This window comes from Streptomyces sp. Rer75, assembly GCF_013414305.1.
In the GTDB taxonomy this organism is placed as follows: domain Bacteria; phylum Actinomycetota; class Actinomycetes; order Streptomycetales; family Streptomycetaceae; genus Streptomyces; species Streptomyces himastatinicus.
On record NZ_CP058693.1, the window covers coordinates 8,667,775 to 8,684,165 of the forward strand.

14 protein-coding genes are annotated in these 16,391 nt (G+C 68.8%); 7 read left to right on the top strand and 7 right to left on the bottom strand.

Annotated features, from left to right (window positions below; genetic code table 11):
• The first annotated feature begins 81 nt into the window (after positions 1-81).
• Both HYQ63_RS37170 and HYQ63_RS37175 read left to right on the top strand, forming a co-directional pair.
• Positions 82-990, top strand: coding sequence for an ABC transporter ATP-binding protein (locus HYQ63_RS37170; protein WP_257232699.1), 909 nt, complete (start codon positions 82-84; stop codon positions 988-990).
• Positions 987-1,829: an ABC transporter permease gene (locus tag HYQ63_RS37175; protein WP_179938080.1), complete on the top strand. Its 843-nt coding sequence runs from the start codon at positions 987-989 to the stop codon at positions 1,827-1,829. The genes HYQ63_RS37170 and HYQ63_RS37175 overlap by 4 nt, the downstream gene beginning before the upstream one ends.
• A gap of 76 nt (positions 1,830-1,905) precedes the next feature.
• Here the strand turns inward: HYQ63_RS37175 and HYQ63_RS37180 are convergent, their stop codons facing one another.
• Positions 1,906-5,064 (bottom strand): BTAD domain-containing putative transcriptional regulator, encoded by a 3,159-nt coding sequence (locus HYQ63_RS37180; RefSeq protein ID WP_179938081.1) that lies wholly within the window; start codon positions 5,062-5,064, stop codon positions 1,906-1,908.
• A gap of 549 nt (positions 5,065-5,613) precedes the next feature.
• On the opposite strand from HYQ63_RS37180, the gene HYQ63_RS37185 reads away from it, so the two are divergent.
• Entirely contained in the window at positions 5,614-6,372 is a 759-nt protein-coding gene (locus HYQ63_RS37185) for an AfsR/SARP family transcriptional regulator (RefSeq protein ID WP_257232384.1), read from the top strand.
• A gap of 48 nt (positions 6,373-6,420) precedes the next feature.
• On the opposite strand, the gene HYQ63_RS37190 is transcribed toward HYQ63_RS37185, so the two are convergent.
• The 6 genes from HYQ63_RS37190 to HYQ63_RS37215 all read right to left on the bottom strand — a co-directional run bounded on the left by HYQ63_RS37190 (position 6,421) and on the right by HYQ63_RS37215 (position 12,494).
• A complete protein-coding gene (locus HYQ63_RS37190; protein ID WP_257232385.1) occupies positions 6,421-7,158 on the bottom strand; it encodes an SDR family NAD(P)-dependent oxidoreductase in 738 nt (245 codons plus the stop codon).
• A gap of 133 nt (positions 7,159-7,291) precedes the next feature.
• A complete protein-coding gene (locus tag HYQ63_RS37195; protein ID WP_179938084.1) occupies positions 7,292-8,524 on the bottom strand; it encodes a class I adenylate-forming enzyme family protein in 1,233 nt (410 codons plus the stop codon).
• A 156-nt stretch (positions 8,525-8,680) separates the two neighbouring features.
• Positions 8,681-9,232 carry a methylated-DNA--[protein]-cysteine S-methyltransferase gene (locus tag HYQ63_RS37200; protein ID WP_179938085.1) on the bottom strand — a complete coding sequence of 184 codons (552 nt, stop codon included), beginning with the start codon at positions 9,230-9,232 and terminating at the stop codon, positions 8,681-8,683.
• Between the two features lie 36 nt (positions 9,233-9,268).
• The gene (locus tag HYQ63_RS37205) at positions 9,269-10,084 is read right to left on the bottom strand and encodes an MGMT family protein (protein ID WP_257232386.1); all 816 of its coding nucleotides are present in this window, start codon (positions 10,082-10,084) and stop codon (positions 9,269-9,271) included.
• Entirely contained in the window at positions 10,081-10,668 is a 588-nt protein-coding gene (locus HYQ63_RS37210; protein ID WP_179938086.1) for an RNA polymerase sigma factor, read from the bottom strand. Before HYQ63_RS37210 ends, HYQ63_RS37205 begins: the two co-directional genes overlap by 4 nt.
• Before the next feature lie 158 nt (positions 10,669-10,826).
• Positions 10,827-12,494: an FAD-binding oxidoreductase gene (locus HYQ63_RS37215; RefSeq protein WP_179940913.1), complete on the bottom strand. Its 1,668-nt coding sequence runs from the start codon at positions 12,492-12,494 to the stop codon at positions 10,827-10,829.
• A 327-nt stretch (positions 12,495-12,821) separates the two neighbouring features.
• On the opposite strand from HYQ63_RS37215, the gene HYQ63_RS37220 reads away from it, so the two are divergent.
• The 4 genes from HYQ63_RS37220 (at position 12,822) to HYQ63_RS37235 (ending at position 16,380) form a co-directional block, all read left to right on the top strand.
• Entirely contained in the window at positions 12,822-14,285 is a 1,464-nt protein-coding gene (locus tag HYQ63_RS37220; RefSeq protein ID WP_218929608.1) for an MFS transporter, read from the top strand.
• An 82-nt stretch (positions 14,286-14,367) separates the two neighbouring features.
• Complete coding sequence (locus HYQ63_RS37225) at positions 14,368-14,808, top strand: heme-binding protein (protein ID WP_179938087.1); 441 nt, start codon at positions 14,368-14,370, stop codon at positions 14,806-14,808.
• A 90-nt stretch (positions 14,809-14,898) separates the two neighbouring features.
• Entirely contained in the window at positions 14,899-15,546 is a 648-nt protein-coding gene (locus tag HYQ63_RS37230) for a cupin domain-containing protein (protein WP_257232389.1), read from the top strand.
• Positions 15,547-15,771: 225 nt separating this feature from the next.
• Positions 15,772-16,380: an O-methyltransferase gene (locus tag HYQ63_RS37235; protein ID WP_257232390.1), complete on the top strand. Its 609-nt coding sequence runs from the start codon at positions 15,772-15,774 to the stop codon at positions 16,378-16,380.
• Positions 16,381-16,391: the final 11 nt, after the last annotated feature.

Consider the following 16,391-nt stretch of genomic DNA (forward strand, 5'->3'; position numbering starts at 1 on the left):
CCCCGGGGAAACCCGCATACGAATGAGGGAAATACGGTGATAACCCATGAAAGGGTCGTGCTGGACGTCGAAGGTCTGCGCATGCGCTACGGCACGACCGAGGTCCTGAAGGATGTGAATCTCCGCGTGCACCACGGGGAAGTGGTGTGCCTGCTCGGGCCGAACGGGGCGGGGAAGACCACCACGCTGGAGATCCTGGAGGGCTTCCGCATGCGGTCGGCCGGCCGGGTCGAGGTGCTGGGCACCGATCCGGCGCACGGCGGCGACGACTGGCGGGCCCGGGTGGGCGTGGTGCTCCAGTCCTGGCGCGACCACGGGCGCTGGCGGGTGCGCGAACTCCTCGCCCACCTAGGCATCTACTACGCCGAGTACTCCACCGCCCAGATCCGGCGGCCGTGGGATCCCGACGAACTCCTCGCCGCCGTCGGCCTGACCGCGCAGGCGGACAAGAAGGTCAGGATGCTCTCCGGCGGCCAGCGGCGCAGACTCGACGTGGCTGTCGGCATCGTCGGCCGCCCCGAACTGCTCTTCCTCGACGAACCCACGGCGGGTCTCGACCCCGTCGCCCGGCGCGAGTTCCATGACCTCGTCGAACGTCTCGCCGACGAGCAGGACACCACCATCGTGCTGACCACCCACGATCTGCACGAGGCGCAGAAGCTCACCAACCGCATCATGATCCTCAGCGGTGGCCGCATCATCGCGGACGGCACCGCCGAGGAACTCGCCGAGCGCATCGTCGGCGAGGACGAGGTGCGCTGGTCCCACGACGGCCAGAACTACGTCCGTTCCCTTCCGGAGTCCACGAAATTCGCCTTCGAACTGTTCCGGAAGCACGGCGAGTCGATCACCGATCTGGAAATCCGGAAGACCACGCTGGAGGATACCTATCTCTCCCTGGTGCGGCAGTCCACGGGCGAACAGGAAACACTGCCGGAGGACGCCGCCGGCGCGGCCTCGGCGGACAGCGAGGGGGGCACGGTCCGATGAACAAGACGGTCATGCGCGCGGGCTGGTCCCGCGGTGTCACGGAACTGCGTCAATCATTCACCAATGGCGGGGACCTCTTCAACCACTTCTTCTGGCCCGTCCTGATGCTGGTCGTGCTGTTCCTGATGCGGGACGTCTCGTTCGGCGACGGTGAATTCGAACTGGGCACCCTGGTGTTGCCCGGTATCCTCGGAATGAATGCCGCGATGGCCATGGTCACCATGAGCCAACTCCTCACGGCCGACCGCGAGGACGGCACGCTGCTGCGCGCCAAGGCCACACCGCACGGCACCCCCGCCTATCTGGTCGGAAAGATCATCTCGGTGTCCGTGGGCGTGGTCGTCGACCTCGCGATCTTCCTCATCCCCGCACTGTTCCTCATCCCCGGTCTGAGGGTGGGCAGTTCGGAGGCATGGCTGACCCTGGGCTGGGTGCTGGTGCTCGGGCTGGTGGCCACCCTGCCCATCGGCGCGGTGCTGGGCTCGCTGTTCAGCAGCACGCGCAGCCAGGGGCTGCTGACGCTCCCGATCATGGCGATGATCGGCATCTCCGGCATCTTCTATCCGGTGACCTCCATGCCCGAGTGGGTGCAGGGGCTGGCCCAGGTGTTCCCGGTCTACTGGCTCGGCCTCGGCATGCGTTCGGCGCTGCTGCCGAACAGCGCGGTCACCGTGGAGATCGGCGACGCCTGGCGCCACTTGGAGACCGTCGGGGTGCTGTCGGCCTGGGCCGTGATCGGTCTGGTCCTCGCGCCGATCGTGCTGCGCCGGATGGCGCGGCGGGAATCCGGTTCGACCATGGCCGAGCGCCGCGAGAAGGCTCTTCAGCGGGTCGGATGACGCCCGGTGCGGCCCCTCCCCGCACGGCTACCACGTCATCGAGGCGACCCCCACCTCGTGACCGCGGTCCCCGCGCTCAGGAAGCGAGCGTGACCTCGACCAGCTGGGACCAGCGGACCTGCGTCCCCTCCCGGGTCGCCTCGGCGAACCGGACGTCGCCGAGGCGGCGCCGCGCGGTCCGCTCGATCCGGGCCACGTCCGGGTGGGAGCGGGTCCGGAGCCCGCGTACGCCCGTGCTCGCCGCGAGCAGCCGCGCGGCCTGCTCGTGCTCGTCGCGGCGCAGCGCCAGGTCCGCGACCCCGACGAGCACGTGCGCGATCAGTGGCGCGTGTCCCGCCTCGGACGCCGCCTCGCAGGCCGCCGCGCGGTGCGCCCGGGCCTCGCCGAGGTCGTCGGCGAGGTAGCCGAGCAGGTCATGCGTCACCGCGCGGATGTCCGCCCGTTGCGCTTCGTCGCCCAGCATGGCCGCCACGATCCCCAGTTGCCGGTGCACCTCCTCGGTGTCCCCGCCCCGCCGGGCGAGTTCCGCCTTGGACAGGGCCAGCTCGGCCAGCGCGTCCGGCCAGGTGACCCGCTCCGCGCACCGCTGTGCCTCGGCCATGGCGGCCGCGCTGGCGTCCTCGTCGCCCAGCAGCCCGTACAGCTGCGCCTGCCACGACCGCATCCGGATCACGTCCTCGGTGGCACCGATTTCGGTGACGACCGCGATCGCCTGCTCGTAGTGCTCGCACGCACCGGCGAACTCGCCGCGCAGGGCGAGCAGATTCGCCAGCTCGCCCAGGGCGAGCGAGATCCCGTACCGCTCGCCGAGCGCCCGGAACTCGGCGAGCGCCTTCTCCAGGTACGCGCCCGCCTCCTGGCCGTCCTGCCCGTCCCGGCCGAGCACGATCCGCATCTTGCCCAGGTGCCACCGGGCCAGCGCGCGCACCCAGGGGTCATCGTCGTCCAGCAGCGGCTCGAACGCGGACAGCGACGCGTCGGGCGCCCGGAGCATGTGTTCCAGCACGAGGACGAGCCTCAACCCCGGGTGGTGGCGCCTGCTGCGCCGACTGAGCCGGTGCGCCTCGTGGATCCACTCCGCGGCCCGGCGCTCGTCGCTCAGCCCGGAGGTCACGAAACCCGCGATCAGCGCGCACACCGTGGCGCGGACCTCGTCGGCCACCTCGCCGGGCGTCCTGGCGGCCGCGGTGAGCAGCTCGATGCCCTCGGTCCTGCGCCCGCCCAGCCACCAGTACCAGCCCGCGCCCACCGCGAGCCGCATCGCCGCCTGCGCCTCGCCCGCCGCGAGCGCGCCACGCATCGCCGCACCGACGTTGTCGTGCTCGGCCTCGACCCTGGCCAGCCACTCCAGTTGCCCGGCGCGGCGCAGATGCGGCTCCGCGGTCTCGGCGAGTTCGGTGAAGTAGGCGAGATGCGCATGGCGTGCCAGGTCCGTTTCCCCCGCCTCCGCGAGCCGGTGCCCGGCGTACTCCTGGATCATGCCGATCAGGCGGTAGCGCGGGGTGCTGCCGCCCTCGGCGAGCAGCAGCGACTTCTCGGTCAGCGCGGTGAGCAGGTCGAGCACCTGCTCCCGCTCGACCCCGTCGCCGACGCAGACCCGCTCGGCCGCCTCCAGGCTCGCCCCGCCCGAGAACACCGACAGCCTGCGCAGGACCATCCGCTCGGCGTCGCTGAGCAGCTCCCAGCTCCAGTCGACCACGGCGCGCAGCGTCTTGTGCCGCGGCAACGCCGTGCGGCTGCCGCTGGTCAGCAGGCGGAACCGGTCGTCGAGGCGGCCTGCGAGCTGATCGATGGACATCGTGCGCAGCCGTGCCGCGGCCAGTTCGATCGCCAGTGGCATCCCGTCCAGCGCCCGGCAGACGCGCGCCATCGTCGTACGGTCGTCAAGCACGAGGTCCCGGCGCACCGCCCCGGCCCGGTCCCGCAGCAACTGGACGGCGGGGGAGGACTCGATCTCGTCCGGGCCCGCGTTCCCCTCCGGCAGGGCCAGCGGCTCGACCAGCCACAGCGCCTCCCCGGTGATGCCGAGCGGTTCCCGGCTCGTCGCCAGGATCCGCAGCCGTCGGCACTCCCCGAGGACCCGGTGGGCGAACACCGCCGCGGACTCGATCACATGCTCGCAGTTGTCGAGGATCAGCAGCGCCTCGCGCTCGCGGATCGCAGCGATGAGCCGGTCCGTCAGCTCCGCTTTCGGGGCCCCACCCAGCAGGGGGTCCCGCAGGTCCAGCCCGGTGAGCGTCGCCTGCGCCACGTCGCCGTCCGCGCCGATGGCGGCGAGCTCCACCAGCCACGCCCCGTCCGGCAGGTCGCCGAGCAGCGTGCGCGCGGTCTCCGTGGCCAGCCGGGTCTTGCCCGAGCCACCCGGCCCGATCACGGTGGTGAGCCGGTGCCCGTCGATGAGCCCACGGACGGCGGCGACATCGGCGCCCCTGCCGACGAAGCTGGTCAGCTCGGCGCGCAGGTTGGTCTTGCGGCTCGCTTCCCCCTGCCGCAGGCCCTGACCCAACTCGCCCCGCAACAGCGCCACGTGCAACGCCGCCAGCTCCGGCGAGGGGTCGACGCCCAGCGCGTCGGCCAGGGCCTCCCTCGCGCGCTCGTACACCAGCAGCGCCTCGCTGTCGCGACCGGCCGCGGCCAGGGCGCGGATCAGCGCGGCGACGAGCCGTTCCCGCAGCGGGTGCGCGGCCACCAGGTCGGTCAGCTCCGTGACCATCTCCGCCCCGCGCCCGAGGGCGACTTCCGCCTCCGCCCGCTCCTCCATGGCGGTCAGGCGCAACCCCTGGAGCCGGACCACCGCGGCCTCGAACGCGGCGCTGTCCCGCAGACCGATGTCCTGCATGGCCGCACCGCGCCACAGCCCGAGGGCCTCGCGCAGCAGCCGTGCGTGCCGGGAACGCTCCTCGGTGTGGGCCCGGCCCGCGGTGACGAGGCGTTCGAACCGCACCGCGTCGACGGCGTCGGGCTCCACCACCAGCCGGTAGCCGTCCGTCCGCCCCTCGACCACCCCGCCCGGCAGCGCCTTCCGCAGCCGGGACACCAGGCGCTGGAGGGCGTTCGTCGCATCGATGGGCGGGTGCTCACCCCAGATCCAGTCGACGAGTGACGCCTTCGGGACTACATGACCCGGCTTGAGCGCGAGGGCGACCAGCAGTCCGCGCAACCGCGCACCCGGCACGTCGGCCGAGCCACCGTCGTCGGTGCGCACCTCGAGTGGACCCAGCATCCCGATCTGCACCCGCTGATTTTGTCATGGTCGCCCGGCAGCCGGCCGGGAGCCGGGAGTTCAGGCGAGGACGACGCTGCGCGGATGATTTATCGGCGCGCGCAAGATCCCTCAGAAGGCCGTGCCGCGAGGGTTAACTAAGCGTTCCCCTACTTCTCGGAGAGGTAAGCTATGTGTTTTGAATTTGCTGACCCTGCGGGAGGTAATATCGGCACCGGTCTTGGCTGAATTTTCGCTATTGACTCGATTCATCTCGCGGCATCCAAGAGTCCATCTATGGATTCCATGCTCCTCTAAGCGGCTTCGTTCCGGCCATTGGGCCTGGTGAGAGCCGTTGTGTGGCCGGAAACCGATTCGTAGGTTTTTTATCTCAAAATGCGCTCCAGTGGTCATGATCGGCCACGTTAGTTGACACATGCACTTGGCGGTCGTACCGTCCCTTGCTAAGGGGAATGAAGTGAATGCCTGCCCATGCAGGCCTCTGAAAAGCATTGCACTATATGCAACGACAGGGGGAGCTGGATGGGGAATTGCAAGGGAAAGAGTGTGCAGGTTCTCGGTATGCTGCGCATCGCCGACGACGGTGAGGTGGAGAACCTGGCGTTGGCCCACAAGCCTCGCACCGTGTTGGCGATGTTGGTGGCTCACCCCGATCAGGTGGTGTCGCTGCCTTCGCTCGTTCGTGAATTATGGGGTGATCGCCCTCCGGCCAGTGCCCTCAGGGTCGTCCAGACCTACATCCTCCAGGCACGGAAGGCTCTCAGTCAGGCCACCCGGCTCCCCATCAAGGTCATCATCGAAGATGCCCTCACGACGCATGCCGGTGGCTACATGTTCAACGAGTCGTTCGCCCGACTCGACTACCGGATCTATCAAGGTCTTGTCGACTCGGGGCGCAAGGCGCTGGTGAACGGCGATCTTTCCGCCGGGGTCAGCTATCTCGGTGATGCCCTGGGGATCTGGCGAGGGTCGGCGTTCGCTGATGTCGTCGTCGGAAGGATGCTGGAATCGCGGCGGCGGCAGTACGAGGAGTCCCGGCTGGGGGCCTTGGAAACGCTCGCCGAAGCGAAGATCGAGATTGGACGCCACTTGGAGGTCACTGCCGACCTCGCCGCCCTTACCGCCGAGTATCCCTATCATGAAGGGTTGCACTCCCAATACATGCGCGCCTTGGAGAAGGCCGGGCGCCGGGCTCAGGCACTCGAAGTGTTCCATCGCCTGCGCGTCGGGCTCGTGTCCGAGCTCGGTATCGAGCCCGGCCATACGATTAGCCGTCTGCAATACAGCATTCTCAACTCCTCTCCTGTCAACGGCGTCTGATGTGCCCGGGTGGGCCCGGTTTTTTGATCGTCCCTCGATCCGGCTCATTTACACGACGGTGTATCCGCCGTCCACGGCGAAGATGACGCCCGTCGCATAACTGGCCAGTGGGTCCGTGAAGTTCAGGATCCACCAAGCGATCTCCTCCGCCGTGCCCAGTCGGCCCATCGGTATCTGCTCCTGGGTCTGGTGGATGGTCATCACCGCTTGATCGTCAAGCGCGTTGTTCTCCAGGATTGGCGTCTCGATCGGCCCCGGAGCCACGGAAACCACCCGGACGCAGCTCCGGGCCAATTCGCTTGCCCAGGAGCGGGTGAAGAAGTCGAGCGCCGCCTTGGTGGCGCCGTATACGCACAAGCCCGGCCAACCGTGCTGGCCGATGGCCGCGCTGATGTTCACCACGGTCCCTTCCGCATGCTCCAGAAAGGGCAGCGCGGCCTGGGTGATCAGCAGCGGGGCCCGGAGATTCACGGCGATGAAATGGTCGAACTCCGATGGAGTGATCATGCCGAGGTGCGTCGGCCGGAAGACGCTGGCGCTGTTGACCAGGATGTCGATGCCACCGAAGGCCGCCACTGCCTGCGAGATGATCGCCTGAGGGGCGTCCAGTTCGCTGATGTCCGCGGTCACCGGTGTGATCGACGGCCGCCCCTTCGCGGTGGCCTTGAGCTTTTCGAGTGTCCTTCCCACGGCCAGCACATTCGCCCCGTGGTCAGCGAAAGTGCGCGCCGTGGCGCGACCGATCCCGCTGCCGGCTCCCGTGATGACAACGGTCTTGCCGGTCAAGGTGGACTCCATCGAAAAGCTCTCCCTGGATGCATCGGCAACATGCTGTACACACTATGAACACCGTATGCTCCCAGGGAGTTGCACACCGTTAAGTGCGACTTTGTGCGGAAGTGTCCGCGGAGCGCGCCCGTCAGCCCACGGGATGACCATCCCGCTCGAAGTGCCGCACCAGGGTGCGGTCGGCGAGCAGGATCTGGTCGAGACCGCGAGTGAGCGCACGCCGGTCGGCCAGGGGGTCGAAACGGCCGAGGACACGCAGCGCTCCGCTCGCCGGATCCTGCTCCACCAGATCACGGGTCCGCAGCCAGCCGGCCCGGGTGTGCTCACCGTCGGGAAGGAAGCGGCCGGGAGGCCCCGCCTGCGGCAGATACGGAGAGCGGTCGAGGCGCACCTGCAACTCCCCGTCCGCCAGCCGCAGTTGGAGACCGGGCACCGGCATCCCGACGGTGTCGGGTCCGTACCAGCCGGTGGGGTCCGTGGCGATGATCCCGGTTTCCGTGGTGCCGTAGGCCTGCCCGATCCGCACCCGATGACGCTCGGCGAAGCGGGTGTACACCCGGTGGGCCATCTGCTCACCGCCGGATATCGCCAGCCGAAGCCGAGGGATCCGCACGGGACGGTCGATCTGGGCGAGAGCGGCGAAGTGCTGGGGGGACCCGATGATGGTGTCGGCCCCCGACCGGATCGCCGTACGGAGCACGGTGCGGCGGCCCGAGTCGGGGGCCAGCAGGACCGTGCTCCGGGTGCTCGTCGCGTACAGCACGCCGCCGACCAGGCTGAAGGAGTGCGCGAGCGGACCGAGGACCAGGACCCGGGATCCGGGCTCGGGCATACCGCCGACGGTCTTGAACCGCTCCAGCTCGGTCAGCAGCGACTCGGGTGTCCGGCCGATGGCCTTGGCGAACCCGGTGCTCCCGGAGGTGAACTGGACCAAGCAGTGATCGGTGGCGGCGGGGCGGCCTCTGAGGAGGCGGCGGACGAAGACCTCGCACTCATCGTGGAAGGTCTCCTTGCCGTGGCCCGGCGCGTTGAAGGAGACATGGAACTGGGGCCGGCACCAGTCCAGCTGGCGGCCCAGCTCCTTGCCGCGCACATGCGGCCCCATGAGCATGACCTGGGCGCCGCAGGACCACAGGGCGAACAGGGCCCATAGCTGGCTGAAGCTATGGGCACCCTGGAGGGCGACGGTGTGCCCGGAACGGATCCCATAGGCGTCGAAGAGCCGCCGCATATGGGCGACTTGGGTCCGCAACGTGTGATAGGTGACGCCGTGCCCGGCCTGGGCCCAGAGGGCGCTGCCCGGTGGTGCGCCCAGCAGATCGGCACCCCACCAGTCGGGCTCCGGGTCCACATATGCAGCCATGACGGGTTCCCCTTCCCGCTCCACCGCTCGGCGCCGGAGAGGACCTCATGCGCCGTCCCTGGGAAAACACCGGACAGCCGCCGAAGGTTGCATCGGAGTCGCACCGGAGGGGAGCCGGTGCGCGGCGGAAGCGATCGGTGACCGCGAAACTCCCGGTCAGGCGGCCGCTTCCGTCGCGAGCAGGTATTGCTTGGCGGCGACCCCGCCGGCGTATCCGGTCAGTGAACCCTTCGCTCCGACGATGCGGTGGCAGGGCAGCACGACGCACAGCGGATTGGAGCCGAGCGCCATCCCCACCGCCCGCGCGGCGCGCGGGCGGTCCAGCGCGGCGGCCAGCTCGCCGTAGGTGGCGGTGCGGCCGTAGGGCACGAACGACTCCAGCGCCAGCACCGTCTGCGCGGTGAACGCGGAGGCGAGCGAGAGGTCCAGGGGAACGGAGAACGAGCGGATCTTCCCGGCCAGATACGCGGCGAGCTGGTCCCGCGCCTCGGTCAGCACGGCCAACTGGCCGGGTGTGGCGTCGGTCTCCGTGCGGAACTCCACCCCGCTGCCGCCCGCACGGGTCGCGCGCCGGCGCACGGCCTCCGCGGTGTCGTACACGCAGGCGAGCAAAGCCTCGTTCGTGGCCGCGAGGACCAGCCGGCCACATGGGGTCGACTCCTCGGCGAGCGCCACGGACGTCACCGCGGCACGGGCTTCGGACTGCATGGATCTCCTCCTTCTCCGCCTTTTCCGCGCCGAGGCTCAGACCGTAGCGGGACGACAGCTCTTGCAGGCACGGTAGCCCGCCTGCCGGGCATCCCCGGCGGTACGGAACGGAACCTGGTGCGGCCGGGTGATCCGGCGGGCGTGCGCACAGGTCGGATGACAGTAGATCCGCGTGGTGTCGCTGCCGAGGAAGACGGCCCCGCGCAGGGTCAGCTCCTCCAGCCGGTGCATGTCGATGCCCTCCGCGCTCCGCAGGGCATCCCCGACGCGCCCCGCATAGGCGGCGTCGCAGGGCGCTCCGCCCTCATAGGTGACGCGATGGCAGGGGATCAGCACCGGCACCGGATTCTTGGCCAGAGCCTCGACGATCGGCCTGGTGGCGGAGGGCAGCGACGCCTCTCGCGCGAGCCAGGTGATCGGCCGCAGCTGGCCGGAGGGGATCGACCGCACCGCGTGGAGCACGGCGCGCTCCAGGTCGGTGAGACCTCCCAGGTCGATCGGCAGCCGCTTCGCCCGGCCCGTGCGCAAGGCGGGGCGCAGCCCGGGGAAGGGCGCCGAGGCGCGGATGGCGGTCCGGCCGGTGCGGGCGTGATGCAACCGCTCGAACTCGTCCGCGTCGGTCACCATCGTGTCGACGGCCGAGCCGGTCACCGCGTCCGGGCTGTAGGCCACGAAGAGGCCGCCGGCCGCGCTGTCAAGATGGCTGTAGGTGTCGTAGCGCTCTCGCGGAATTCCTACGCGCTGAAGTACCCTCAGGGCGAAGTCCGCCGGGGCAGGGGCCGCGAGATCGGCCAAGGCGTGCTCCAACTGTCCCTCCGCGGGCCGCTCTTCCTCATCATTCCGGTAGTTCATCTGGTCACCTCCCCCAACACCGCCGCCTCGGGTGTCAAGATCTCACGTAGTGTGCCGATCCCTCTTGATACTTGTGCCTTGACGGTACCCACAGGGCAGCCCTGGGCCTCGGCCATGTCGCTGTAACTCATCCCTATGACATGGCGCATCACCACCGCGACGCGATGCTTCTCGGGCAGCTCGGTGAGCGCCTTGACCAGAATCGTACGGTCGGCGGACGTCGCCGCCCGCTCCTCCGGTCCCGGACTCTCGTCCGGCCAGCTGCCGCAGGCGTCCTCCGCACGGGTGGCCGAGACCGGGTGACGGACGCTGGTACGCACATGATTGCGCCAGACGTTCGCCGCGATCGTCATCAGCCAGGCCCGGGGTTTCAGCTTGCGCCGACGCTCCGGCGAGTAGGTCTGGAGCGCCGAATAGGCGCGTAAGAAGGTGTCCTGGCCCAGGTCGTCCGCCTCGGCGGCCGATCCCGAGACCCGGAACAGAAAGGCACGCACCGCCGAGGCGTGGACCCGGACCAGCTCGGTGAAGCCGTCATCCAGATCTGACGCCAGGCGCTCGGTCAGCTGCTCCGCCATATCGTCCATCAGCTACAGAAACACCGGGACGTCAGCAATGGTTGCACAGCCCGCGCCGCGGCGCCCGGGAGCGGAGCCGGACCGGTATGCCGAAGCACCGCACCGGCCGCCGGAATCGGCAGCCGGTGCGGTGTCTGCGCCCGTGCGTACGGGTCAGTTTGTCCGGGTCAGTCGGGCAGCCCCACCGACTGGCTGTGCCGGAAGACGTTCCGCGGGTCGTACTTCTTCTTGACGGACTGGAGCCGCGGGTAGTTCTCCTTGTAGTAGAGGTCGTGCCACGGCACCTTCGAGGTGTTGTACTTCGGGTCGCCGAGGTCGATGTCCGGGTAGTTGACGTAGCAGCCGTCGGTGACGTCGTTCGGCACCGGCACCCCGCCGGTCTCGGCGTAGACCTCCTGGTAGCACTCCCGTATCCAGGCCAGCGACTTGGCCTCGTCGGCCGCCTCGGTCCAGTACAGCATCCACGACATCTTGAACGCCGAGTTGCGGTGGGAGGAGGCCGTCGCGTCCTGGGCGACCGCGTTGACCTGGCCGCCGAAGGAGCTCAGCTGTACCGATGCGGTGGGGTTGTCGATGGCGTCGCTGGTCAGATGCTTGTAGAGCGCGTCGAGATGCGAGTCGGGGAAGTTCGCCCGCATATAGGCGGACTTGAAGTCTCCCTTGAGCGTCGGGTCGTTGAGCGTCAGGGTCGAGGTGCCGAGGTAGCGGGTCGCCTGGAGCCACGGCATGCGGCGCGGCTCCACGAGCTCGGGCATGGCGGCCAGCTCACCCGTCCTGGTGGTGGCCGCCTCGTGCCCGACGGACACGCCCTTGCTGATGGCGGCCACGAAGTCCGCCAGCATCTGCTCGGCGTTCGGCACGGTGGCGTCCATCTGGGTGATCATCCCGATGGCGCCGTTCGACCGGTGGTTCAGCCCCAGGTAGCTGCACATTCCGGCGTACGGGTCGCCCGGAGCGCTGTGCTCGACGTGCCAGGCGCCGTAGTTCTTCACCAGGGTGTCGAAGTCCTTGCGGGAGAGCGAGCTCCACGGCCAGGAAACGGCGTTGATGAGCACCTCGGCCGGAGGGCGGGGGAGCAGGGCCGACGGATCGGAGCCCTTGGCGTCCGGGCTGCGGAACCAGTAGCGCGTGACGATGCCGAAGTTGCCGCCGCCCCCGCCGGTGTGCGCCCACCACAGGTCGCGGTTCGGGTCCGACTCCTCCCGGGTGGCGACGACCGCCCGGGCGGTGCCCGAAGCGTCCACGACGACCACCTCGACCGCGTACAGATGGTCCACGACAAGGCCCAGCAGACGGCACAACATCCCCCAGCCGCCGCCGCTGACGTGGCCACCCGCTCCGACCTGGTGGCAGATGCCCGCGGGGATGACGACGCCCCAGCGGCGGTAGAGCCCTTCGTAGACGTCGAGCAACTGGCACCCCGACTCGACCATGAACGCCTTGCGCTCGGCGTCGAAGGCGACCTGGCGCATCTCCGACAGGTCGACCACGACCTTCGCGTCCGGGTGGTAGACGAAGTCCTCGAAACAGTGCCCGCCGCTGCGCACCGCGAGGCGCTTGCCCTCCTTCACCGCCTGCTGGGTGACCTTCACCACCTGGTCGGTCGTGGTGACCAGATGCACCTTCTCGGGCTTGCCTATGTACCGCTGGTTCCAGCCTCTGACCACGTCCGCGTAGTTCCGGTCGGCGGGTGTGATCGCGACGGCGTCCCCCGCCGCCGCGGCACGCGTCGTGGCGTCCCGCGTCGTGGCGGCCGCCGCGGTACCGGCCGTGCCGCCGAGCAGCATTCCTCCTCCAACGGAGGCGCCCCCGTAAAGGAAACGTCGCCGTTCCATCCCGCCTCTGCTGTCTGTCATCACATGGCCTCTCTGGCCGTCGTCGTGGAGGCTGCGAGCCGGTTCCGGCGCAGCGCGCGACGGCCGCGGGCGACGCTACTTGCCGCTCGACGGGCCCCTCACCCGGAATATTGCTCCGCAATTCGCGGGCGGAAGCCGTCGGCCGCTCGGCTTCCGCGGCGATGCAACCCCCCGGCGCTCGACGGTGTTTCTCCTCCCGTCGGCTCGATCACGGGCCGCGCCGTGGGCCGATGTCCGGCCCTCAAGACGCCACAGCGGCGCGGTGCGAGCCGACGGACGCGAGAGTCATCAGAGGAGAGGAAAGCCATGACCGAGCTCGATGCCATCAGTGAGGCGCGGGACAAACCCGCAGAGGACCGGATGACGCCCCGACACCGGCTGATCCTGGTTCTCCTGCTCGGTGCCCAGTTCATGCTCGCGGTCGACTTCTCCGTGCTGAACATCGCCGTGCCGACCATCGGGTCCGACCTCGGCTTCGAGCTGAGCACCCTTCAGTGGATCGTCACCGGCTTCATGCTGCCCGCCGCGGGCTTCACGCTGCTGTTCGGCCGCATCGCCGACCTCTTCGGCCGGCGGAACCTCTTCCTGGTGGGCATGCTCATCCTCGGTGTCGCGTCGCTGGTCGGCGGCCTCGCCCAGTCGCCCGGCATGCTTCTGGCCGGCCGCATCGGGCAGGGTCTCGCCACGGCCATGGCGACACCCGCCGCGATGTCGCTGCTCACCACGTCCTTCCCCGAAGGCCCCCTCCGCCAGCGCGCCCTGGGGCTCAACGGCACCCTTCTCACCGGCGGCTTCGCGCTCGGTTCGGTGCTCGGCGGAGTGCTGACCGAGCTGCTGAGCTGGCGCTGGGCGTTCCTGATCAACCTGCCGGTCGTGGTGCTCATCCTGGCGTTCGCCCCGCGCGTCCTGAGCGACAGCAGCGAGCGGACCCGCAGCCGCCTCGACGTCCCCGGAGCGGTCACGGTCACCGGCGGTCTGGTCAGCCTGGTCTACGGGATCTCCGCGACCGAGCAGAGCGGCTGGGGCGACCCCGTCGTCATCGGCTGCCTGATCCTCGCCGCGGTGCTGCTGGTCGCCTTCTGGTTCATCGAGCTGCGCAGCTCCAACCCGCTGGCGCCGGTCAGCGTGCTCAAGCGGCCCACCGTGCGCTGGGGCAACTTCGCCGGGCTCCTCGTCGTCAGCATGCCCAGCGCGGTGGTCTTCCAGATGACGCTCTACCTCCAGGACGTGCTCGACTACAAGCCGCTCGCCTCGGGGCTGGCGTTCGGCGGGTCCAGCATCGCGGCCATCGCGGGCGGCCTCCTCGCCCCCAAGGTGATCGGCGCCATCGGCAGCAAGCGCACCCTCGTCACCGCCCTCACGGTCCAGGGACTCGGCCTCCTGGGGCTGCTCACCGTGGACGAGGGCGACGCCGGGATCTACATCGTCCTCATCGCTGTCGCGGTCGCCTTCTTCGGCCACGCCATGGGTCTCGTCTCCTACACGGTCATCGCCACCTCCGGCCTGCCCAATGAGGAGCAGGGTCTGGCGACCGGTCTGAGCACGATGAGCCAGCAGATCGCCCTCACGCTCGGCACCCCGGTGCTGGCGGCCGTCGCGGTCTTCGGCGCCGACGCGACCGAGGGCGTGGAGGCGAGCATCGCCGACACCCTCGACGGCATGCACCTGGCGGTGCTCGTGGGCGCGGTGGCGAGCCTCGCGGTCGCCGCTCTCGTGGCCGCCTTCTTCCGCTCCGGTGCTGCGGCCCGGAGCGAGGAGTCGACCGCCTGAGTCCGGCTCCCGCGCCGCCCGATCCGTTCTTTCTTCCCTGTTGTCCCCTCCGGCTCCGGCCGGTCCTACGAAAGGCACACCCATGACCACTGTCGAGCAGCTCGGCGCCACCGTCACCGAGACCCGCACGATCACCCTCGCCGGCGCCCAGCAGGGCATCACGGCGGCGCTGCGCAAGGCCGAGGAGCTGGGCGCTCGGGTGGCGATCGTCGTCCTCGACGCCGGCGGCCACGTCCAGGCGCTGGCGCGCATGGACGGTGCCCCGGCCGTGGCCACCAGCGTCGCGCAGAACAAGGCGAGCACCGCGCTCGTCGTCCGTACGCCCACCAATGAATTCGCGGAGGCCATCAAGCAGGACGCGGTCCTGGTGAGCAGCCTGGCCAGCCAGCCCGGTATGGCGCTGTTCTCCGGTGGTCTGCCGCTCGTTTCCGACGGCACGCCGGTCGGTTCCATCGGCGTCAGCGGCGGAATGGGGGACGAGGACCTGAATGTCGCTCAGGCGGGAGCTGCGGCCATCGTCTGACCGGACGGTGGTGGTGAATGCGAGGGCAAGAATGTGAGTGCGTGCCCAGGGCCTTGGCGCGCAGGCTGTAGTCACGTTGCGAGAAGCGTCGTGGACGAAGGAGAGATTCCGGTGAACGTCAGCCCTGGAGAGGTCTACGAGAACCCCCGTTGCGGCGAGCGGATCGTGGTCCGCACGCCGGCCTCGGAAACCGGGGGAAAGCGCTCGGTGATGGATCTGTATGTCGAACCCGGCGGCTTTGCCGCGGGCGAGCACATTCATCCGGTCAGTCATGAACGCTTCACCCTCGTGCGCGGAAAGCTCGCAGTCATCCAGGGCGGTCGTAAGACGGTGCTCGACAAGGTGGGACAGAGCATTCTGATCCAGCCGGGAATCGAGCACCGTTGGTGGAACCCGACGGGTGACAAGACCTACGCCATATGCGAGGTCATCGGAAACGGGACGCGCTTCGAGCAGATGGTCATGCGTCAGCTTTTCTGCCTGGCGCAGGACGGAAAGACGAACGCCGAGGGAATGCCCAAGCTGCTCCAGCGAGCCGTGACCTCCCTGGAGTTCCAGGATGTGCTGCGGTTCGTCAAGCCGTCCTGGAAGCGGCAGCGCATTCTCTACGAGATCCTCGCACCGGTCGCCCGTCGGCTGGGGTACATGGGGTGCAATCCCGAGTACATGAACCGCAAGCCGTCGGAAGTGGCGGTCCTGGAGGATCTCCCCGACGAGGTCCTGGCCTGGCACTACTGACCTGGCACCTCTGGACTGGAGTATCCCGGGCTGAATAGGCCGCTCGCAGGCCCGGGAAAGGCAGCACAGACCACTCTGTGGTTTGTGCTGCCTTTTTTATGCCCCGAGATAAGCGAAATCCTTAACTCCACTTTTCTAGACAGTTATTAGACGGCCTCTAGTGCCGCCTCTGCAAGACTTCTTGGCATGAGACCAACGACGGTATCTGAGCGCTTGTATTCGTACATGGTCGAAAACAGCGTCCCGGTCGATGAGCCGCAGCGGAATCTCATTCAGCGGACCGCCGGAGTCGGTGAGCGGTCGCGGATGCAGATCGGCACTCCGCAGGGCTCGTTCTTCACCTTCCTCACGCAGATCATGCAGGCACGGAATGCGATCGAGGTGGGCACCTTCACCGGGTACTCGGCCCTCTGCATCGCCAAGGGCCTGCCGGTCGACGGCCATCTCCTCACCTGTGATGTGAGCGAGGAATGGACCAGCCTCGGCAGGGAGGCGTGGAAGGAGGCGGGTGTCGACGAGAAAATCGAACTCCGCCTCGGCCCGGCCCTGGAGACGCTGCGTTCCCTGCCGGCCGATCCGGTCGTGGACCTGGCCTTCATCGACGCGGACAAGCAGAGCTACATCGCCTACTACGAGGAATTGGTGCCCCGTATCCGTCCCGGCGGCGTCATCCTCGTCGACAACGTCTTCTGGTTCGGAACCGTCGTCGACGACCGGGACGGAGAGGGCGCCATGATGCACGCCTTCAACGCCCATGTGGCGGCGGACGAGCGCGTCGAGGCCGTCATTCTGTCGATCGGCGACGGATTGACGATGGTCCGGAAAAGGACCTGACGCCCACACAT

Coding starts and splice junctions, on each gene's coding strand:
- HYQ63_RS37215 (WP_179940913.1), bottom strand. CDS start 12,494: ATGGAACGGCGACGTTTCCTTTACGGGGGCGCCTCCGTTGGAGGAGGA.
- HYQ63_RS37235 (WP_257232390.1), top strand. CDS start 15,772: ATGGTCGAAAACAGCGTCCCGGTCGATGAGCCGCAGCGGAATCTCATT.
- HYQ63_RS37210 (WP_179938086.1), bottom strand. CDS start 10,668: ATGGACGATATGGCGGAGCAGCTGACCGAGCGCCTGGCGTCAGATCTG.
- HYQ63_RS37205 (WP_257232386.1), bottom strand. CDS start 10,084: ATGAACTACCGGAATGATGAGGAAGAGCGGCCCGCGGAGGGACAGTTG.
- HYQ63_RS37225 (WP_179938087.1), top strand. CDS start 14,368: ATGACCACTGTCGAGCAGCTCGGCGCCACCGTCACCGAGACCCGCACG.
- HYQ63_RS37170 (WP_257232699.1), top strand. CDS start 82: ATGCGCTACGGCACGACCGAGGTCCTGAAGGATGTGAATCTCCGCGTG.
- HYQ63_RS37200 (WP_179938085.1), bottom strand. CDS start 9,232: ATGCAGTCCGAAGCCCGTGCCGCGGTGACGTCCGTGGCGCTCGCCGAG.
- HYQ63_RS37220 (WP_218929608.1), top strand. CDS start 12,822: ATGACCGAGCTCGATGCCATCAGTGAGGCGCGGGACAAACCCGCAGAG.
- HYQ63_RS37195 (WP_179938084.1), bottom strand. CDS start 8,524: ATGGCTGCATATGTGGACCCGGAGCCCGACTGGTGGGGTGCCGATCTG.
- HYQ63_RS37185 (WP_257232384.1), top strand. CDS start 5,614: ATGCTGCGCATCGCCGACGACGGTGAGGTGGAGAACCTGGCGTTGGCC.
- HYQ63_RS37175 (WP_179938080.1), top strand. CDS start 987: ATGAACAAGACGGTCATGCGCGCGGGCTGGTCCCGCGGTGTCACGGAA.